The sequence below is a fragment of the Variovorax humicola genome (assembly GCF_037889915.1).
In the GTDB taxonomy this organism is placed as follows: Bacteria; Pseudomonadota; Gammaproteobacteria; order Burkholderiales; family Burkholderiaceae_C; genus Variovorax; species Variovorax humicola.
The window spans coordinates 57,294-76,342 of sequence record NZ_JBBKZV010000001.1; the positions used below are offsets into that span (position 1 = coordinate 57,294).

Annotated in this window: 17 protein-coding genes; 10 read left to right on the forward strand and 7 right to left on the reverse strand. The window is 66.7% G+C overall.

The features are described from left to right. Positions 1 to 3 precede the first annotated feature (3 nt). From murD to WKW80_RS00310, 10 genes are all read left to right on the forward strand, one after another. Entirely contained in the window at positions 4 to 2,046 is a 2,043-nt protein-coding gene (gene murD / locus WKW80_RS00265) for a UDP-N-acetylmuramoyl-L-alanine--D-glutamate ligase (RefSeq protein WP_340361531.1), read from the forward strand. Further along, positions 2,043 to 3,335 (forward strand): putative lipid II flippase FtsW, encoded by a 1,293-nt coding sequence (gene ftsW / locus WKW80_RS00270; protein WP_340361532.1) that lies wholly within the window; start codon positions 2,043 to 2,045, stop codon positions 3,333 to 3,335. The genes murD and ftsW overlap by 4 nt, the downstream gene beginning before the upstream one ends. Continuing rightward, positions 3,332 to 4,390: an undecaprenyldiphospho-muramoylpentapeptide beta-N-acetylglucosaminyltransferase gene (murG, locus tag WKW80_RS00275; protein WP_340361533.1), complete on the forward strand. Its 1,059-nt coding sequence runs from the start codon at positions 3,332 to 3,334 to the stop codon at positions 4,388 to 4,390. Before ftsW ends, murG begins: the two co-directional genes overlap by 4 nt. Further along, a complete protein-coding gene (gene murC, locus WKW80_RS00280) occupies positions 4,387 to 5,844 on the forward strand; it encodes a UDP-N-acetylmuramate--L-alanine ligase (protein WP_340361534.1) in 1,458 nt (485 codons plus the stop codon). Before murG ends, murC begins: the two co-directional genes overlap by 4 nt. Positions 5,845 to 5,861: 17 nt before the next feature. Next, positions 5,862 to 6,806, forward strand: coding sequence for a D-alanine--D-alanine ligase (locus WKW80_RS00285; protein WP_422822844.1), 945 nt, complete (start codon positions 5,862 to 5,864; stop codon positions 6,804 to 6,806). 1 nt (position 6,807) lies between these two features. Continuing rightward, the gene (locus WKW80_RS00290; RefSeq protein WP_340361536.1) at positions 6,808 to 7,605 is read left to right on the forward strand and encodes a cell division protein FtsQ/DivIB; all 798 of its coding nucleotides are present in this window, start codon (positions 6,808 to 6,810) and stop codon (positions 7,603 to 7,605) included. Between the two features lie 18 nt (positions 7,606 to 7,623). After that, complete coding sequence (ftsA, locus tag WKW80_RS00295) at positions 7,624 to 8,853, forward strand: cell division protein FtsA (RefSeq protein ID WP_340361537.1); 1,230 nt, start codon at positions 7,624 to 7,626, stop codon at positions 8,851 to 8,853. A 167-nt stretch (positions 8,854 to 9,020) separates the two neighbouring features. Beyond that, the gene (gene ftsZ / locus WKW80_RS00300; RefSeq protein ID WP_340361538.1) at positions 9,021 to 10,226 is read left to right on the forward strand and encodes a cell division protein FtsZ; all 1,206 of its coding nucleotides are present in this window, start codon (positions 9,021 to 9,023) and stop codon (positions 10,224 to 10,226) included. Between the two features lie 436 nt (positions 10,227 to 10,662). Next, positions 10,663 to 11,586: a UDP-3-O-acyl-N-acetylglucosamine deacetylase gene (lpxC, locus tag WKW80_RS00305; RefSeq protein ID WP_340361539.1), complete on the forward strand. Its 924-nt coding sequence runs from the start codon at positions 10,663 to 10,665 to the stop codon at positions 11,584 to 11,586. Positions 11,587 to 11,604: 18 nt separating this feature from the next. After that, positions 11,605 to 11,781 (forward strand): hypothetical protein, encoded by a 177-nt coding sequence (locus WKW80_RS00310; RefSeq protein WP_340361540.1) that lies wholly within the window; start codon positions 11,605 to 11,607, stop codon positions 11,779 to 11,781. Between the two features lie 159 nt (positions 11,782 to 11,940). On the opposite strand, the gene ruvC is transcribed toward WKW80_RS00310, so the two are convergent. The 7 genes from ruvC to WKW80_RS00345 all read right to left on the reverse strand — a co-directional run bounded on the left by ruvC (position 11,941) and on the right by WKW80_RS00345 (position 19,025). After that, complete coding sequence (ruvC, locus tag WKW80_RS00315) at positions 11,941 to 12,483, reverse strand: crossover junction endodeoxyribonuclease RuvC (protein ID WP_340361541.1); 543 nt, start codon at positions 12,481 to 12,483, stop codon at positions 11,941 to 11,943. Between the two features lie 170 nt (positions 12,484 to 12,653). Continuing rightward, positions 12,654 to 13,688 (reverse strand): phosphatidate cytidylyltransferase, encoded by a 1,035-nt coding sequence (locus WKW80_RS00320; protein ID WP_340361542.1) that lies wholly within the window; start codon positions 13,686 to 13,688, stop codon positions 12,654 to 12,656. Between the two features lie 18 nt (positions 13,689 to 13,706). Further along, positions 13,707 to 14,438 (reverse strand): lysophospholipid acyltransferase family protein, encoded by a 732-nt coding sequence (locus WKW80_RS00325; RefSeq protein ID WP_340361543.1) that lies wholly within the window; start codon positions 14,436 to 14,438, stop codon positions 13,707 to 13,709. A 35-nt stretch (positions 14,439 to 14,473) separates the two neighbouring features. Beyond that, on the reverse strand, positions 14,474 to 15,223 hold the full coding sequence (mtgA, locus tag WKW80_RS00330) for a monofunctional biosynthetic peptidoglycan transglycosylase (protein ID WP_340361544.1): 750 nt from the start codon (positions 15,221 to 15,223) through the stop codon (positions 14,474 to 14,476). A gap of 8 nt (positions 15,224 to 15,231) precedes the next feature. Continuing rightward, on the reverse strand, positions 15,232 to 16,071 hold the full coding sequence (gene aroE, locus WKW80_RS00335) for a shikimate dehydrogenase (protein ID WP_340361545.1): 840 nt from the start codon (positions 16,069 to 16,071) through the stop codon (positions 15,232 to 15,234). A gap of 45 nt (positions 16,072 to 16,116) precedes the next feature. Further along, positions 16,117 to 16,971 carry an energy transducer TonB gene (locus WKW80_RS00340; RefSeq protein WP_340361546.1) on the reverse strand — a complete coding sequence of 285 codons (855 nt, stop codon included), beginning with the start codon at positions 16,969 to 16,971 and terminating at the stop codon, positions 16,117 to 16,119. After that, positions 16,968 to 19,025, reverse strand: a complete 2,058-nt coding sequence (locus WKW80_RS00345) for a ribonuclease catalytic domain-containing protein (RefSeq protein WP_340361547.1) — start codon at positions 19,023 to 19,025, stop codon at positions 16,968 to 16,970. Before WKW80_RS00345 ends, WKW80_RS00340 begins: the two co-directional genes overlap by 4 nt. Between the last annotated feature and the right edge of the window lie 24 nt (positions 19,026 to 19,049).

Here is a 19,049-nt window from a genome sequence, read left to right on the forward strand (position 1 = left end):
AGCGTGAAGCATCTGAAAGACCTTCCCGTCCTGATCCTTGGCCTTGGCGCCTCGGGGATGGCCATGGCGCGCTGGTGCGTGCGCAACGGCGCGCAGGTGACCGTGGCGGACACGCGCGATGCGCCGCCGCAATTGGGCAAGTTGCGCGAAGAGATGCCGGACGTGGCTTTCGTCGGCGGCGTGTTCACCGCCGCGCTGGTGGAAGGGACCACGATGCGAGCGGTCTATCGCTCGCCGGGGCTGGCGCCCGCGACCATCGCGCCGGTTGTCGACGCGGCAAGGGCCATGGGCTTGCCGGTGGGGGGTGAACTGGATCTGTTTGCGCGTGCGCTGCTGGACCTGCGGACGGTTGACGTGCCCGAAGTCGCCGAGCCGCAGACAGCGACGGAAGCACCGTCGGAAGAGCCAATGGCAGGGCAGCAGGCTTCGGTCACGCTGCACGAGGTGGCCGAACCCGTCGAGCCCGCTGAAATGCCCGCTGTATCTGGCGTCGCGACGGCCGGGATGGCCGGTGCGTCGCTCGCGCCGGTCGATTCCGACGCAGCCCTCGTGGCGCCGGACGAACATGCCGCGACAGAACCAGCGGAGACGCCGAGCGAAGTCCCGGTTGCCGACTCCGCGCCGTCCGCCGCGGACGCGATGCCGCCTTTCGCTTTCGATGCCGCATCGAGCGTTCCGTCCGCCTCATCTCCCGCCACGGGTGCGATCCCAGTCGCTCCGCCTCCCGGCAAGCCCTACGTGCACAGCGCGGCCAAGGAAGCGGCCGAATTCGTCGCGCGCATGGCCGAACTCTCGGTGCCTGCCGCGCTCGCGGTGCCGGAAGAAGAGTCGCCCTCGCCCCTGCCCCTGCTCGCGCCGCAACCGTTGCCGCCCACGGGGTACGCGCCCGCGGTGCTTGCCGTCACCGGCACCAACGGCAAGACGACCGTCACCGCGCTCACTGGCCAGTTGGTCGAACGCGCAGGCAAGACAGTCGCTGTCGCGGGCAACATCGGCCCGACCCTGCTGGACACCCTGTCCGCGCACATCGATGCCGACACGCTGCCGGATGTCTGGGTGCTGGAGTTGTCGAGCTTCCAACTCGACGGCGTGCAGGGCTTCGAGCCCACCGCTGCCACGGTATTGAACCTGACGCAGGACCACCTCGACTGGCACGGCGACATGGCTGCCTATGGCGCGGCCAAGGCGCGCATCTTCGGCAGCAAGGGCCTGCTGGTCCTGAACCGCGACGACGACGCCGTGATGCGGATGCTGCCGGCGCCCATCCGCGTGAAATTGCAGCGTCCGCAGGTCCGCAGTCATGTCACTTTCGGCGCGGGCATGCCGCTGCGCCCGGGCGACTTCGGCATCGAGCGCGTCCATGGCATGGCCTGGCTGGTGCGCGCACTGGAGGCCGATGAAACACAGAAGCGCAAGCGCGGTGCCGCGCAGGCCGAGGAAGAGATCTTCGTGCAGCGCCTGCTGCCGGCCAATGCGTTGCGCATCCGCGGCCAGCACAACGCGCTCAACGCGCTCGCGGCACTGGCGCTCGCAAGCGCCGCCGGCTGCCCGCTGGGCCCGATGCTCTATGGCCTGCGCGAATACCACGGCGAGCCGCATCGCGTGGAGCCGGTGACGATCGTCCGCGAGGTCGAATACTTCGACGACAGCAAGGGCACCAATGTCGGCGCCACCGTGGCTGCGCTGACTGGACTGGGCGTCGACCGGCGCATCGTCGCGATCCTCGGCGGCGAAGGCAAGGGACAGGACTTCACGCCGCTGGCCGCACCGGTGCGGCAGTATGCGCGCGCGGTCGTCCTCATCGGCCGCGATGCGCCGATCATCGAGGAGGCACTGGCGGGCACGGGCGTCACGCTCGCGCATGCCGCTTCGATGGACAAAGCCGTGCGTGAAGCCGCAAGGCATGCCCATCCGGGCGATGCCGTGTTGCTTTCACCGGCATGCGCCAGCTTCGACATGTTCAAGGACTACGCGCACCGCGCTGCCATGTTCTGCGAGGCCGTCGAGGAACTCGCGAATTCGCCGTCCGAGGGAGAAGCGCAATGAACCAGACCGTGGCTGCCACCCCGCGGGAAGGCGGTCGCTTCGGCGGCTGGTTCCGTCGTGCCAAGAGCGGCATCGACGCGTTGCCTGTGCACCTGCCCGTGCGTCTCGGCGGCGCCGACATCTCCCAGACCAAGGCTGCGCCGATGCGCGTGCTCGGCTTCGACCAGGCACTGCTCTGGGTCACGCTGGCGCTGCTGGCGTGGGGTCTCGTGATGGTCTATTCGGCCTCCATCGCGCTTGGCGACAACCCGCGCTTCTCGCGCATGAACTACAGCCAGTCGTACTTCGTGTTGCGGCATGCGTTGTTCCTCTGCGTGGCCTTCGTGGCCGCGCTGCTCGCCTTCCAGGTGCCGATGAAGACCTGGGAGCGCGCCGCGCCGTGGCTGTTCATCGCCTCCCTGCTGTTGCTGGTGGCTGTGCTGGTTCCGCACGTGGGCCGCAGCGTGAATGGCGCGCGCCGCTGGATCCCGCTCGGCTTCATGAGCTTCCAGCCTTCGGAACTGGCCAAGCTGGCGATGGTGTTCTATGCCGCCAGCTACATGGTGCGCAAGATGGAGATCAAGGAGCGCTTCTTCCGCGCCGTGTTGCCGATGGGCGTGGCGGTGGTGGTGGTCGGCATGCTGCTGCTGGCCGAGCCCGACATGGGCGCGTTCATGGTGATCGCGGTCATCGCGATGGGCATCCTGTTCCTGGGTGGCGTCAACGCACGCATGTTCTTCGTGATCGCGATGCTCGTCGTGGTGGCCTTCGGAATGATCGTGGCCTCGTCGCCGTGGCGGCGCGAGCGCATCTTTGCGTACCTCGATCCATTCGGCGAAAACAACGCGCTCGGCAAGGGCTACCAGCTGTCGCACTCGCTCATCGCGATCGGGCGCGGCGAGGTCTTCGGCGTCGGCCTTGGCGGCAGCGTCGAGAAACTGCACTGGCTGCCGGAGGCGCACACCGACTTCCTGATGGCGGTGATCGGCGAGGAGTTCGGCCTGGTCGGCGTGCTGCTGGCTATCGCGCTGTTCTTCTGGCTCACGCGCCGCATCATGCACATCGGCCGCCAGGCCATTGCGCTGGACCGCGTGTTCTCGGGCCTCGTCGCGCAAGGCATCGGCATCTGGATCGGCTTCCAGACCTTCATCAACATGGGCGTGAACCTGGGCGCATTGCCGACCAAGGGGTTGACGCTGCCGTTGATGAGCTTTGGCGGGTCCGCGATCCTGTTGAACCTCATCGCACTGGCCGTGGTGCTGCGCATCGACTACGAGAACCGTGTCCTCATGCGAGGTGGCCGCATATGAAGACGGCACTCGTCATGGCCGGCGGCACGGGCGGGCACATCTTCCCGGGCCTGGCCGTGGCCGAAGCGTTGCGCACGCGGGGCTGGCGCGTGCATTGGCTAGGCGCACCGGGCAGCATGGAGCAGCAACTGGTGCCGCCGCGCGGCTTCGCCTTCGAGCCGGTGCAGTTCGGCGGCGTGCGCGGCAAGGGCCCGATGACGCTGCTGTTGCTGCCGCTCAAGCTGCTGCGCGCGTTCATGCAGAGCATCGCGGTGGTTCGTCGCGTGCGTCCTGACGTGGTGATCGGCCTCGGCGGCTACATCACCTTCCCCGGCGGGATGATGAGCGTGCTGCTCGGCAAGCCGCTGGTGCTGCATGAGCAGAACTCGGTCGCAGGCCTGGCCAACAAGGTGCTGGCCGGCGTGGCCGACCGTGTGTTCAGCGCGTTTCCCAACGTGCTGAAGAACGCGAAGTGGGTGGGCAATCCGTTGCGCGCCGCGTTCCTGTCGCAGCCCGGTCCGCAGGAGCGTTTCGCGGGCCGCACCGGGCCGCTCAAGCTGCTGGTGGTCGGTGGCAGCCTGGGCGCGAAGGCGCTCAATGCGGTTGTGCCCAAGGCGCTGGCGCTGATCTCGCCGGCAACGCGCCCCAGCGTCCTGCACCAGAGCGGCAGCAAGCAGATCGAAGAACTGCGCGCCAACTACGCGGCAGCGGGCGTCGAAGGCACGCTGCTGCCGTTCATCGAAGACACCGCCGTCGCCTATGCCGACGCCGACCTCATCGTCGCGCGGGCCGGCGCCAGCACCGTCACCGAAATCGCAGCCGTGGGCGCTGCCACGCTGTTTGTTCCTTTTCCCTCGGCGGTCGACGACCACCAGACCACCAACGCCCGCTTCCTCGTCGATGCGGGTGGCGGCTGGCTGGTGCAGCAGACCGACCTGACCCCTGAATGGTTGGCTGATTTGCTACAGAAAACAGAACGCTCGACCTTGATGCAGCACGCGCTGCGCGCCAAGACGATGCAAAAGACAGAAGCGGTCGACGAGGTCGTCCGCGCGTGTGAGGAGTTGGCCAAATGAAGCACGCGATCCACCACATCCATTTCGTCGGCATCGGTGGCGTCGGCATGAGCGGCATCGCCGAAGTGCTGCTCAACCTCGGCTACACCATCTCTGGCTCGGACCTGGCCGACAGCGCCACGCTGCGCCGCCTTGCGGGCCTCGGCATCCACACGTACGTGGGCCACGATGCCGCCAACATCGCGGGGGCCGATGCGGTCGTCACCTCGACGGCAGTGCGGGGCGGCAGCAATCCGGAGGTGATGGCCGCGCGCGCGAAGAAGATCCCGGTGGTGCCGCGCGCGCTGATGCTGGCCGAATTGATGCGCCTCAAGCAGGGCATCGCCATCGCCGGCACGCATGGCAAGACGACCACCACCAGCCTGGTGGCCAGCGTGCTCGCCGCCGCGGGACTCGATCCGACCTTTGTCATCGGCGGCCGGCTCAACAGCGCCGGCGCCAACGCGCAACTGGGCAGCGGTGACTACATCGTGGTGGAGGCCGACGAGTCGGATGCGTCGTTCCTGAACCTGCTGCCGATCATGGCCGTGGTCACGAACATCGACGCCGACCACATGGAGACCTACGGCCACGACTTCGGCAAGCTGAAGAAGGCCTTCGTCGACTTCCTGCACCGCATGCCCTTCTACGGCGTGGCGATCCTCTGCACCGACGATCCGGCGGTGCGCGAGATCGTGCCGGAGGTGTCGTGCCCGGTGACGAGCTACGGATTCAACGAAGGCGCCCAGGTGCGTGCCATCAACGTGCGCGCGGTCGGTGGGCAGATGCATTTCACGGTGCAGCGCCGCAACGGCGTCACGCTGCCCGATCTGGACATCGTGCTGAACCTGCCCGGCGAGCACAACGTGCTCAATGCGCTGTCCGTGATTGCGGTGGGTGTCGAACTCAACGTGCCGGACGAAGCCGTCCAGCGCGGCCTCGCCGAATTCACGGGCGTGGGTCGCCGCTTCCAGCGTTACGGCGATGTTGCCGTGCAAGGCGAGCAGTCCGATGGCGGTTTCACACTGATCGACGACTACGGCCATCACCCGGTCGAAATGGCAGCCACGATCGCAGCGGCGCGCGGCGCCTTCCCGGGCCGTCGCCTGGTGCTGGCCTTCCAGCCGCATCGCTTCACCCGCACGCGCGACTGCTTCGAGGATTTCGTCAAGGTCATCGGCACTGCCGATGCGGTGCTGCTCGGCGAGGTCTACGCGGCCGGCGAGCAGCCGATCGTGGCGGCCGATGGCCGTTCGCTGGCGCGTGCATTGCGAGTGTCCGGCAAGGTCGAGCCGGTGTTCGTCGATGACATCGCCGCGATGCCGCAGGCCATCCTAGACAACGCGCGCGACGGAGATGTAGTGATCTGCATGGGTGCAGGTTCGATCGGCGCCGTGCCGGCCCGGGTCGTGGAACTCGGCGGGATGGCGTCGCAGCGGCCGGAGCGCCTTCTGCGCGAGGGGCGGGCACTGTGAGCATCGACGTCAAATCCATGGGCAAGGTGGCCGTGCTGTTCGGCGGCAGTTCCGCCGAGCGCGAAATCTCGCTGCTGTCAGGTACCGGCGTGCTGGAGGCGCTGCGGTCGCGCGGCGTCGACGCGCATGCCTTCGATCCGGCGCAACGCGACTTGGCCGAGCTCAAGCGCGAGGGCTTTGCGCGCTGCTTCATCGCGCTGCATGGCCGCCATGGCGAAGACGGGACCGTGCAGGGCGCGCTCGAACTGCTCGGCGTGCCCTACACCGGCTCCGGCGTGCTGGCGTCGAGCCTGGCCATGGACAAGGTCATGACCAAGCGCATGTGGCAGGCCGACGGCTTGCCGACTCCGAAGTACGTGCGCCTCGCGTTCGACCAGCAAAGCCGCGAGCAGATCCGCGCCGTGCCGGACGTGCTGGGCCTGCCGCTCATCGTCAAGCCGCCGCGCGAAGGTTCGTCGATCGGCGTGACCAAGGTTCAGGGCTATTCGCAGATGCAGGACGCGGTCACGCTGTCCGCCAAGTACGACGCCGATGTGCTGTGCGAAGAGTTCATCGAGGGTGAGGAAGTGACTTGCGCCGTGCTCGGCGAGGGCCTGAATGCGGTGGCGCTGCCGGTCGTGCGCATCGCCGCCCCCGAGGGTGCCTACGACTATCAGAACAAGTACTTCACCGACGACGTGAAGTACCACTGCCCAAGCGGCTTGCCCGAGGCGGAGGAGCGCGCGATCCAGCACATCACGCTGGCCGCCTACCACACGCTAGGCTGTCGCGGGTGGGGCCGCGCCGACCTGATGATCCGCGCCAGCGATCGCAAGCCCTTCCTGCTCGAGATGAACACGTCGCCCGGCATGACCTCGCATTCGCTGGTGCCGATGTCCGCGCGCGCCGCGGGTACGAGCTACGAAGACCTCTGCCTGCGCGTGCTCGCTTCGGCCGCGCTGGATTCGGGGAGGACCGCCTGACATGGCCGACAGCATCACCGTCCCCTTCGACGTCAGGCTCATGAACATCACCGCGAACCTGGTGTTCGTCGGGTGTGTGCTCGTGCTGATGGCGGCAGGGGCCTGGTGGGTGCTTCGGCAGCCGTTCTTCCCGCTGGCGGCGATCCGCGTCGATGGCGAGGTGACACACAACAACGAAGTCACGTTGCGGGCCAATGTCGCACCGCAACTCTCGGGAAACTTCTTCACCGTCGACCTGGCCAAGGCGCGCACGGCCTTCGAGTCGGTGCCGTGGGTGCGCAAGGCGGTCGTGCGCCGCGAGTTCCCGAACCGCCTGCGCGCCACGCTGACCGAGCAGCGGGCGGTGGCGCACTGGGGCGACGATTCGTCGTCGAAACTGGTCAACAACTACGGCGAAGTCTTCGAGGCCAACGTGGCCGAGGTCGACGACGACCTGCCGCGGCTCGACGGGCCGGTCGACCAGGCCGGCCAGGTGCTCGGCATGTACCGCGTGCTGGCCCCGATCTTCCAGCCCTATGACTTGCAGGTCGACGAACTGGAACTGTCCGCCCGCGGCAGTTGGCAGGTCGTGCTCAACACCGGCGCCACCATCGAACTTGGCCGCGGCCAGAGCGAGGAAGTCGCGTCGCGCCTGCAGGTGTTCCTGAAATCGGTGACGGCGGTGGCGCAGCAATACGGACGCTCGTTGTCGTCCGTCGAAGCCGCCGACCTGCGCCATCGCGATGCTTATGCGCTGCGGATGCGCGGCGTCACCACGGTCGTTCCGGATGCCAAGAAGACCGACCCCAAGAAGAAATAGAGAACCCAAGGACTTTTCATGCCCAAAGAATACAAGGACCTTGTCGTCGGACTCGATATCGGCACCGCGAAGGTGATGGTGGTCGTGGCCGAAGTGCTGGCCAATGGCGAATTGAAACTCGCAGGACTCGGGGTTGCGCCGAGCAACGGGCTCAAGCGCGGCGTGGTGGTGAACATCGACGCCACCGTGCAAAGCATCCAGCAAGCCTTGAAGGAGGCCGAGCTGATGGCCGACTGCAAGATCGGCCGCGTCTACACCGGCATCACCGGCAGCCACATCCGCGGCATCAATTCGAGCGGCATGGTGGCGGTGAAGGACAAGGAAGTCACGCCCGCCGACGTGGCGCGCGTGGTCGAGACGGCACGCGCCATCAACATCTCCAGCGACCAGCGCCTGCTGCTGGTGGAGCCGCAGGAGTTCGTGATCGACGGGCAGGACGTGAAGGAGCCGATCGGCATGAGCGGCATGCGCCTCGAGGCCAAGGTGCACATCGTGACCGGCGCACAGAGCGCGGCCGAGAACATCATCAAGTGCGTGCGCCGCTGCGGGCTCGAGGTCGACCAGTTGATGCTGAATCCGCTGGCCTCGGCGCAGGCGGTGCTGAGCGAGGACGAGCGCGAACTCGGCGTGTGCCTGGTCGACATCGGCGCCGGCACCACCGACGTGGCGATCTTCACCAACGGCGCGATTCGCCATACGGCCGTGATCCCGATCGCCGGCGACCTCATCACCAGCGACATCGCGATGGCGCTGCGCACGCCCACCAAGGACGCGGAGGACATCAAGGTCGAGAACGGCTATGCCAAGCAACTGCTGGCCGACCCCGACACGCAGGTCGAAGTGCCCGGCCTCGGCGACCGCGGCCCGCGCATGCTGAGCAAGCAGGCGCTGGCCGGCGTGATCGAGCCGCGCATCGAAGAGATCTTCTCACTGGTGCAGCAGGTGGTGCGCGAGTCGGGCTTCGAGGAATTGCTGTCGTCCGGCGTGGTGCTCACCGGCGGTAGCGCCGTCATGCCGGGCATGGTCGAGCTTGGCGAAGACATCTTCCTGAAGCCGGTGCGGCGCGGCATCCCGAAGTATTCGAGCGCGCTGTCGGACATGGTCGCGCAGCCGCGCGCCGCGACGGTGATGGGCTTGCTCGAAGAAGCCCGCTTCGCGCGCATGCGCGGCTTCAAGGTCGCGCAGAAGAACGGCTCGGTCAAGACCGCGTTCGGCCGCTTCAAGGACTTCATCGTGGGGAACTTCTGATCATGAAAGCATCCCCGCTCTGGCTTGCGCGCGCCGGACCTCCTCGCCATTTCAACGAGCGATGGCGACGCACCGGCCCACCCCCATGAAGCGACACCGGTAACTGCGCCAGATAAGAAGAAATTCATTCATTACATAACGGCAACTGCAAATTGAAGGAGTCAGACATGACCATCGAAATGATCGAAGTGGAAGAGTTCAACCAGGGCACTCAAATCAAGGTGATCGGCGTGGGTGGCGGCGGCGGCAACGCGGTCGCGCACATGATCGAGCGCGGCGTGCAGGGCGTGCAGTTCGCTTGCGCGAACACCGACGCGCAGGCGCTTTCGCGCAGCAATGCGCCCAAGCTGATCCAGCTCGGCAGCAACGGCCTGGGCGCCGGCGGCAAGCCCGACAAGGGCCGTGACGCGGCCGAGGCAGCCCTCGACGAAATCCGCGCAGCCATCGACGGCGCGCACATGCTGTTCATCACCGCCGGCATGGGCGGCGGCACCGGCACCGGCGCCGCGCCGGTGATCGCGCGCGTGGCAAAGGAAATGGGCATCCTGACCGTGGGCGTGGTCACCAAGCCCTTCGACTGGGAAGGCGGCAAGCGCATGACCAATGCCGATTGCGGCCTGGCCGAACTGGAAGCGAACGTCGACTCGCTGATCGTGATCCTGAACGAAAAGCTGCTCGAGGTGCTGGGCGACGACGTGACGCAGGCCGAAGCCTTCGCGCATGCCAACGACGTCCTGAAGAATGCCGTGGGCGGCATCTCGGAAATCATCAACGAGTACGGCGGCGTGAACGTCGACTTCGAAGACGTGCGCACCGTGATGGGCGAGCCCGGCAAGGCAATGATGGGCACGGCGGCCGCGAGCGGTCCGGACCGCGCGCGCATCGCCGCCGAGCAGGCTGTCGCCTGTCCGCTGCTGGAAGGCATCGACCTGTCGGGCGCCAAGGGCGTGCTGGTGCTGGTGACCGCATCGAAGGGTTCGCTGAAGCTGGCCGAATCCAAGCTCGCGATGAACACCATCCGCGCCTATGCCTCGGCCGATGCGCACGTGATCTACGGCGCCGCCTATGACGAGAACCTCGGCGACGAGATGCGCGTGACCGTGGTGGCCACGGGGCTGTCGCGCCAGAACACGAGCCGCAAGCCGGAACTCGAAGTGATTCGCCGCACCGGCACCGACAACGTGCCCTTCAGCGTGCCGACTCTGAACGTGGGCGTGGCCGGCCCATCCGGCAACGCGAAGTACGATGGCCTTTCGGTGCCGAGCGTGTGGCGTACCAACCGCACGATGGCGACCGCCAAGGTGGATGCGCTGTCGTCGGGTGGCATGGAAGACATCGAGATCCCCGCCTTCCTTCGTCGCCAGGCTGATTGAAGTGGACCACCCCCGATGCGCCTGCGGCGCCTCCCCCTCGAGGGGGCGATACCAGCGGCCCGGCAAAGCCGGTTCCGCGGGTGAAGTGGACCACCCCCGATGCGCCTGCGGCGCCTCCCCCTCGAGGGGGCGATACCAGCGGCCCGGCAAAGCCGGTTCCGCGGTATCCCTGGTATCTCACTGCGCCGGTTTCATGTGTCGCGGGTCACGCGATAGCGTGGTGGAAAACTGATATGGCATTGAGTTACCGCGCGCCCCGATCTCGCGCCTGCGCTGCCGGCCATGCCGACGTACGACTGCGCTGCTCGGCGCGACCTTGGGGCGCTCGCTACCCTCACTGTCACATCAATCGGTTTCGGGGGGGGATGTGTCGGCTATTGCGGCGATAGCGCGGCGTGTGGTGCGTCCGGGGCCTCCCGCTCCTAAAATCACGGCCGTGCTGCAACAACGAACTCTCAAGGCCATCACGCGCGCGGTCGGTGTGGGGCTTCACAGCGGGCAACGCGTCGAGTTGACGCTGCGCCCGGCGCCGGCGGATACCGGCATCGTGTTCCGTCGTGTCGACCTGCCGGAACCGGTCGACATCGCGATGACGCCGGAGGCAGTGACCGACACCCGCCTGGCCTCCACTGTTTCATCGGGCGGCGCCAAGGTGCAGACCATCGAACACCTGATGTCGGCCTGCGCGGGTCTGGGCATCGACAACCTGCGCATCGACATCACTGCCGACGAGGTGCCGATCCTCGACGGATCGGCTTCCTCGTTCGTGTTCCTGCTGCAAAGCGCGGGCATCGTGCTGCAGAACGCGCCGCGTCGCTTCATCCGCATCATCAGCCCGGTCGAGGTGCACGAAGGCCAGGGCCATGACGTCAAATGGGCTCGGCTCGATCCGTACCACGGCTACAAGCTCAGCTTCGAAATCGACTTCGACCACCGCGTGGTGAGTTCGACCGGACAGCGCTTCGAGTTCGACCTGGGCAGCGACTCCTACAGCCGCGACATTGCGCGTGCGCGAACCTTCGGCTTCACCAAGGAAGTCGAGTACATGCGCAGCAAGGGACTTGCTCTCGGCGGCGGACTCGACAACGCCGTTGTCATGGACGACACCAAGGTGCTCAATGCCGGCGGGTTGCGCTACGACGACGAGTTCGTCAAGCACAAGATCCTCGATGCGATGGGCGACCTCTACGTGGTCGGCCGGCCGCTGCTGGCCGCGTACAGCGCGTTCCGCTCCGGCCACGGGCTCAACAACAAGCTGCTGCGCGCGCTGATGGAGCAACCCGAAGCCTGGGAAGTCGTGACCTTCGAGGACGAAAAGCGCGCGCCTGCCGGTTTCGCCGAAGTCGCGCGCGCCTGGTAGCGCACCGCAAACCAGCCCATGCTGTTATTTCGCTGGGCCATCCTGCTGTTGCTGCTGGTGGCCGGGGTGTCCTTTGCGTTCTATGCCGGCACCGGCCAGGTCCGATACCGGCGCTTCGGATGGATCGTGCTCAAGTGGACCCTGTTGGCCGCATTCGGCTTCTTCGCGGTGCTGATCGCCGAGCGGGCGGCCTGACGGTCCCTATCAGTTTTCCACCACGCTATCGCGTGACCCACGACGCACCAGGACGAGCGCAGCGAAGTCTGTTCGTGGGCACCCGCGGAACCGGCTTTGCCGGGCCGCCGGGTGCGCCCCCTGAGGGGGAGGCGCCGCAGGCGCTTCGGGGGTGATTCATCACCGCGTGCGCCCCTGGCGGTAGCCGCCGCCGGAACCCTTCGTCACCGCCGCGCCCAGCCGCTCCATCGACTTGCCGACATGCGCGTGCGTGATCGCGATGCCCAGCGCATCGGCCGCATCGGCGCCTGGCAGCCCTGGCAGATTCAACAACCGCTTTACCATTTCCTGCACCTGCGCCTTGGCCGCATTGCCATGGCCGGCCACGGCCTGCTTCATCTGCAGCGCGGTGTATTCGGCCACGCTGAGCTTGTTGACGACCAGCGCGGTCAGGCAGGCACCGCGCGCTTGGCCGAGCATCAGCGTCGATTGCGGGTTGACGTTCACGAACACGATTTCGACGGCCGCAGCAGTCGGTTGGTAGCGCTCGGCAATCTCCCCGATGCCGTCGAACAGCACCTTGAGCCGCAATGCGAGTTCGCCGCCAACCATGTGCTTGGTGCTGATGGTGCCGCTGGCCACGTAGCGCAGTGCATGGCCATCCGCGTCGATCACGCCGAAGCCTGTGGTTTGCAGGCCGGGGTCGATGCCGAGGATTCTCATTCCGCCGCCGGGCCGCCCCAAGGCGGAATAGCCCCCTTGGGGGGTGGCGAAGCACACGAAGTGGCGAGCCTGGGGGCTGTCATACCGCCGCCGGGCCGCCCCAAGGCGGAATAGCCCCCTCGGGGGGTGGCGAAGCACACGAAGTGGCGAGCCTGGGGGCTGTCATGCCTTCACACGCCGAAGTACCAGCGCACCGAGTGAAAGAAGATCGGCGCGGCAAAGCACAGCGCATCGACGCGGTCGAGCAAGCCATTGGCTCCGGTCACGCCCACGCCTTTCTGCCCCCAGTTCGGAATACCCCGATCGCGCTTCAGCGCCTTCATCACCAGGTGGCCCATCGAACCCGCCACGCAAGCGATCAGCGACATCGCCAGCGCCTGCCCGTACTTGAACGGCGTGATGAACGACATCAGGCCGCCCACCACGGTGGCAATGGCCATGCCCACGCTCCAGCTGGTCCAGTTGAAACTGCGGCTCACGTTCGGTGCAAACGGCGTGCGCGCCAACCATCGTTGCAGCTTGCCGCTGCTTTCGGCCGGCGGATAAGTGAAGCGCCGCGCGATCAGGTGCTGTACCACCATGCAGCTCTGCACCACGAACACCAGGAAGAACACCAGAAACGCGCTCTTGCCCTGATAGTCCGGGAACGACAGCAGCAGCAGGGCCGGCACGTGGCTCATGCCGTAGACGCAGACCATGATGCCCCACTGCAGCTTCGCATTACGCTCGAGGAAATGGCTCGGGTCGTTCGCCAGCGCGCTCACGGTTGGAATGGCCAGGAACACATAGACCGGGATGAAGACGGTGAACAGGTCGAAGCGCGCCGTGCCCACCAGGATGAACTGGATCGGCAGCACGATGAAGAAGGCAAGGATCAGGCTGCGATGGTCGCCGCGCCGCGTCGGTGACAGCGTGATGAACTCGCGCAAGGCAATGAACGAGATCAGCCCGAACAGGAAGGTCGCAACGCCCGGACCCAGCACCCAGCCGATCCAGAAGACCACGGCCATGAGCCAGCTGGTGCGCAGCAGGCTGCGGAAGTCGTTCAGTTCCTGCAACCAGGCCTCTCCGTGGGCCTGGTCGCGGCGCTCGCGAAGTCCGATCAGCAAGGTCGCGATGCCCACGATCGTGAGCAGGCCGAAGACGATCAGGAACAGGGCGCCCACCTGGTGCTCCGGTGTCAGGTTGCGCAGGAACTGATTCATGAACGGGGCTTCTTCAACTTAGACATCGCGCAGCGCGACCACCGCGTCGCGGGCGCGTTCGAGAAACGGCCGACGTTGTTCGCCTTCCTGGACCTGCATCGGTGCGCCGAAGGTCACCGAGCAAAGGATCGGCACCGGCACCACCTCACCCTTGGGCATCACTCGCTGGATGTTGTCGATCCAGGCCGGCACCAGCACCACGTCCGGGAACATTTTCGCCAGCGCATAGAGGCCCGACTTGAACTTCTGCGGTTCGCCGGTGTTGCCGCGCGTGCCTTCGGGAAAGATGATGATCGAGTCGCCGCTCTTCAGCGCATCGACGAGTGGCGAGAGCGGGTCACTGCCGTCCGGGGAGGCGGGTGGCGGTGCAGCGTCGAGCTCGGGTTCGGCCGGCACCAGCGGCAACTGGATGGCGTCGACCGGCTCCATCGATGGCTCGACCCGTTCGGGCGGTGGCGGGGGCGCCGCTGCCTGGCCGCGATCGACGTAGACCGCATTGAACACCTCGGTCGTGATCCAGCGCTTGACTGGCGTGTTGGCCCAGTAGTCGCGCGCAGCGATGGGCCGGGTGATCACGCGCAGTTCCTCGGGCAACGCGGCCCAGATCATGACGATGTCGGCATGGCTCTGGTGATTGGCGAAGTAGATGCGCTGTTCCGCCTTCGGTGGACATCCGTACCAACGTGCCTGGGCACCGGTGAGCAGGCGCACGACACCGAGCAAGATCCATCCAACGAGCTTTGCCAACATGGCGGCGATGATACGGGCGCACGCACCCGATTCCTTCAAGGCAGGTCGGCCGATGGCATGCGCGCCACGATGGTCGCAGCGCGTCCGATGACGTAGGGTGAGGTCGGCCGGCGTTCGAAGAACTTCGGGCTCGGCAGCATGACCGCGAGGCGCGCCGCTTCGTTCGCGTTCAGCCGTGAAGCGGGCTTGTTGAAGTAGTGCTGCGAAGCGGCCTCGGCGCCGAAGATGCCTTCGCCCCATTCGACATTGTTGAGATAGATTTCAAGGATGCGTTGCTTGTCGAGCATCAACTCCAGCAATGTGGCCAGCACAAGTTCCTGCCCCTTGCGCATCAGCGTGCGCTCGCCCGAGAGCAACAGGTTCTTGGCGAGTTGCTGCGTGATGGTCGAGCCACCGCGCAGGCGCGGCGGGCGTGCCGGCTTGCCGCTCGCCGCCGCTTGCGCCGCGCGCTTGGCGGCAAGCTCCTCGGCCTTGGCATTGCGCTGCCGTGCCTTCTCGATGGCTTCCCACTCCACGCCCTGGTGGTAGATGAATTCGCCGTCTTCACTCGCGATCACGGCGCGCTTGAGCGTGTCTGAGATTCGCGCATAGGGCGCCCACTGCTGCTGCCAGTCGCGGTCGGCATTGGCACGGCCTCGCGTTGCAATCTGCCAGGCCTCCGAGCGCTCGAAAGCGGTCGATTGCGGATCGATGACCACCATCGCGGCGATGCGAACCACAAAGAAAAGTTGAAGCGCGAGCCCTGCCACGAGCAGGCACAACACCCAGCGAAACGCAGCGCGCATCGTCGCGATCAGCCCGAAACCAATGCGCGCAATTCGGCCAATACCTGGGCCGACGGCGGTTGCTTGCCGCGCCAGGTCACGAATGCTTCTGCTGCCTGCTCGACCAGCATGCCGAGCCCGTCGCGCGGCACCGCGCCGTTGTCGCGTGCCCAAGCCATGAAACCGGCCGCAGGGGGGCCGTACATCATGTCGACAGCCAATGCGCCGGTCTTCAGCACGCCGGCTGCCACCGGCACCGAGCCTCCGGTGAGGCTCGACGCGGTGGCATTGACGACGACGTCGAAGCTGCCGGTCACCGTGTCGAGCTCCTGCGCTTCGATTTCCGCATGGTGCGACAAGGCCAGCGCCGCATGTCGCTGCACCAGCGACACCGCCTTGCCCAGCGTGCGATTGGCCACCACCACGCGGCGAGCGCCGGCTTCCAGGAACGGCCCGAGCACGCCCGATGCACCGCCGCCAGCGCCGACCAGCAGCACATCGCGGCCTTGCAGCGCCACGCCGGCGTTGCGCGTGATGTCATTGACCAGGCCGGCGCCGTCGGTGTTGTCGCCATGGACACCGTCGTCGCGAAAGCTCAGCAAGTTGACGGCCTGCGCCAACGCGGCACGGGGGCTCACATGCTGCGCAATCGCCGCCGCATCGAACTTGAAAGGCACCGTGACGTTGCACCCGCGCGCGGTGCCTGCAGGGTCGGCACGAAACGCCGCGACCGCTTCGGCAAAGCCGCCGAGCGGCACCAGCCGCCGGCCGTAGTCCAGCGTTTCGCCGGTGAGTTCGGCAAAGCGCGCGTGAATCCAGGGCGAGCGGCTGTGCTCGATCGGGTTGCCCATCACGCAATACAGGTCCATGGCCTTCTCCCGGTGTTGGCTATCGGATCGCGAAGACGCCTCGCGTCAGGGCGCGGAGGGCCGGGCCTCGAGCGTCTCGTCGCGGGTGAAGCGGAAGCGCGAAGGCAGGACGATCTGGTCGGTCTGCCTGCGCATCGCGTCGGTGAACCGGCCGAAGTTGCCGATGCTGCGCACGATCGCCTGCGCGCGGCGGTCGAGCACCGCGTTGCCAGAGCTCTCCACGATCTCGGCGCCGACCACGCCACCGTCGTAGTTGATGGTGACCAGCATGGTCAGGGAACCGTACAGCTTCTTGCCCGCAGCCTCGGGGAAGTTCTCGGTGCCGCGCGCCTCGATGCGCCGGCGCAGCGCATCGACGTAGATCGCGTAGGCCGCCTCGCGCGTGGCGGGACTGATGTAGCGCTTCTTGGGCCGTGCGTTTTCTTCATTGACGCGCTTTTCGATTTCGGCCAGCAATTCGAGAAGCTGGCGGCGCTGTTCCTCGCGCGCATTGCTCTCAGCCGGGTCGCCCGCGTTGCGCGGATCGGGCAGCGGCATGGTGGCGAGCTGCTGCCGGATCTGCGCCAGCAGGAGTTGCTGCTGCGCCTGCATCGATTCGACCTGGCGCTGGGTGTCTTCCGTCGCATCGCCCACCGCGGTGAATGCCGACGGAGGCAGCGGGCTGGTCGCCCGGCCGCGTTCGAGGTCGCCGCCGCCCGCCAGCGACCGCTGCGCAATGGCTTGCGCCTTGTCCGGCCGCTCGTTGGTCGACGCATTGACCAGGATGACTTCGAGCGCCGTTTCCTTGAAGGCGCGGTCGAAGGCCTCGGGGTTGGCAAATCGCACGCCCAGCAACACCCCATGCGCCAGGATCGAAATCCCGAGCGCAATCTGCAGGACGCTGAAGTCGCGCAGGTTCATGCGGGCACGTTGTCCGGTGTGGCCTCGCTGTCGGCCAGGTCGACCGCAATCGCGATCGGGCCGGCGACTTCCTCGTCTTCATCGCCGCCTTCGTCTTCGATGGACGCCGCGTCAGGCGCCGTGTCGAGCCGCGCGATCACGGTCCCGTGCACATCGAGCGCGATCTCGTCGATGTCGCCGAGCTTCACGCGCACATGCGCACCACGCTCTTGAGCGCCCGCGACGGGGAACACCAGCGGCAGGGTGTCGGCGCGCACCAGCGCGCCATTCGGAAAGTCCTTCATCACCGTCGCGTCCAACTCCGTGATGCCTTGCTGCTGGAGGTATTTGAGCGTCCAGAAGCGTTCCATGCCGGCCTGGTAGCCGTTGTAGGTGCTGTAGGCCGCGTCGAAGCCCGAGAGGATCGAGAACAGATCGGCGTCCTTCGGCTTGAACGGCGCTGCCAGCGCGGCGGTCTTGCCGTGTCGTGCGGCCGCGATGATCTGCCACTGATTGACCAGGTCGGTGTAGCGGCGCAGCGGCGAGGTGCTCCACGCGTAGCTCTTGACGCCGATGCCCGCGTGCGGCGCCGGCTTGGTGCCCATTCGCACCTTCACGCCCGGCGCCAGGCTGGCCTGGCTGCGATAGAGGCCGGGCACGCCGAACTCGCCGAGCCAGCTTCCCCACGTGCTGTTGGCCAGGATCATGGCTTCGGCCACGATCAGATCGAGCGGCGCACCGCGGCGGCGGGTGCTGATGCTGACTTGCTCCTCGCCCGTGGGCTCGCCGGCGTTTCCTTCGAGGCGGAAGTTGTAGTCCGGCCGGTTGAAGTTCTCGGGCTTGCCGCGCACGACTTCGCGTTGCGCCTTCAGGCTGCGCGCCAGGCGGAACAGGAACGACAATGGCTCACGCAATTGCGTCGCGACAGCCGGTGCGTCTCCGTTCGGCACGTTCGCGTCGGCCAGCCATTCCTCGCTGACAAAAGCATCGAGCTGGTCGTGGCGCAGGTTGGCGACGATCGGCACGCGCTCCAGCTTGGTCTGCGTGCCCTTCAGCTCCAGCGAGGCTTCGTCGAAGGTTGCGTAGAGCGACACGGCCGGGCAATCGCGCCCTTCCTGCAATGTGTAGGCATCCACGATGTCGTCCGGCAGCATCGTGATCTTGTAGCCCGGCATGTAGACGGTCGACATGCGGTTGCGCGCCACCTTGTCGATCGCGCTGCCGGGCACCAGCGCCAGGCCGGGTGCCGCGATGTGGATGCCGACGACGACCGTGCCGCTGCCGAGGCCACGCACCGAGAGTGCATCGTCAATTTCGGTGGTCTGCGAGTCGTCGACCGAGAACGCCTGGACGCCCTCGGCCAGCGGCAGCGCTTCGGTGATGGCCGGCGCCTGCAGGGCAGGGAATGCCGTGCCCTTGGGAAAGTTCTCGAAAAGAAAGCGCTTCCAGTGGAACTGGTAGGCCGAATCGATCGCGCCGGCGCGTTCCAGCAAATCCAGCGGTGGCCGCTGCGAGGCGCGCGACGCGTCGACCACGGCCCGGTACTCCGGCGCGTTCTTGTCGGGCTTGAAAAGGATCTTGTAGAGCTGGTCGCGCACCGGCGCCGGGCACACGCCCTCGGCCAGCTGCTTCGCCCACTCCGCGATCTGCGCCTGCACCTGCTTCTTCTTCTCGATCGCGGCGAGCGCCTGTTGCACGATCTCGGCGGGCGCCTTCTTGAAGCGGCCCTTGCCGGCGCGGCGAAAGTAATGCGGTGCGTCGAACAGGCCGAACAGCGCGGCGGCCTGCTGCGCCAGCGTGGGCTTGTCCTGGAAATAGTCGGCCGCCAGGTCGGCGAAGCCGAATTCGCCTTCGGGCGAAAACTCCCACGCGAGGTCGAGGTCCATCGTGGCGGCGAGGGCGCGCGCTTCGGCGATCAGCTCGGCGGGGCCGGGCTTCTCGAAGCGCAACACGATGTTGGCGGCCTTGACCTTGACGCGCTTGCCGGTCTCGAGTTCGACCTGCGCCGAGGCCTCGGCCTCCGACAACACGCGTCCGCCAAGGTATTTGCCAGCTTCTTCAAACAATACAAACATGGCGACGATTGTCCCATGTGGCCG

Excerpts from the sequence above, each read along its gene's own strand:
- ftsW (WP_340361532.1), top strand. The coding sequence starts at position 2,043 with ATGAACCAGACCGTGGCTGCCACCCCGCGGGAAGGCGGTCGCTTCGGC.
- murG (WP_340361533.1), top strand. The coding sequence starts at position 3,332 with ATGAAGACGGCACTCGTCATGGCCGGCGGCACGGGCGGGCACATCTTC.
- murC (WP_340361534.1), top strand. The coding sequence starts at position 4,387 with ATGAAGCACGCGATCCACCACATCCATTTCGTCGGCATCGGTGGCGTC.
- WKW80_RS00285 (WP_422822844.1), top strand. The coding sequence starts at position 5,862 with ATGGGCAAGGTGGCCGTGCTGTTCGGCGGCAGTTCCGCCGAGCGCGAA.
- WKW80_RS00290 (WP_340361536.1), top strand. The coding sequence starts at position 6,808 with ATGGCCGACAGCATCACCGTCCCCTTCGACGTCAGGCTCATGAACATC.
- ftsA (WP_340361537.1), top strand. The coding sequence starts at position 7,624 with ATGCCCAAAGAATACAAGGACCTTGTCGTCGGACTCGATATCGGCACC.
- ftsZ (WP_340361538.1), top strand. The coding sequence starts at position 9,021 with ATGACCATCGAAATGATCGAAGTGGAAGAGTTCAACCAGGGCACTCAA.
- WKW80_RS00310 (WP_340361540.1), top strand. The coding sequence starts at position 11,605 with ATGCTGTTATTTCGCTGGGCCATCCTGCTGTTGCTGCTGGTGGCCGGG.
- ruvC (WP_340361541.1), bottom strand. The coding sequence starts at position 12,483 with ATGAGAATCCTCGGCATCGACCCCGGCCTGCAAACCACAGGCTTCGGC.
- WKW80_RS00320 (WP_340361542.1), bottom strand. The coding sequence starts at position 13,688 with ATGAATCAGTTCCTGCGCAACCTGACACCGGAGCACCAGGTGGGCGCC.
- WKW80_RS00325 (WP_340361543.1), bottom strand. The coding sequence starts at position 14,438 with ATGTTGGCAAAGCTCGTTGGATGGATCTTGCTCGGTGTCGTGCGCCTG.
- mtgA (WP_340361544.1), bottom strand. The coding sequence starts at position 15,223 with ATGCGCGCTGCGTTTCGCTGGGTGTTGTGCCTGCTCGTGGCAGGGCTC.
- aroE (WP_340361545.1), bottom strand. The coding sequence starts at position 16,071 with ATGGACCTGTATTGCGTGATGGGCAACCCGATCGAGCACAGCCGCTCG.
- WKW80_RS00340 (WP_340361546.1), bottom strand. The coding sequence starts at position 16,971 with ATGAACCTGCGCGACTTCAGCGTCCTGCAGATTGCGCTCGGGATTTCG.
- WKW80_RS00345 (WP_340361547.1), bottom strand. The coding sequence starts at position 19,025 with ATGTTTGTATTGTTTGAAGAAGCTGGCAAATACCTTGGCGGACGCGTG.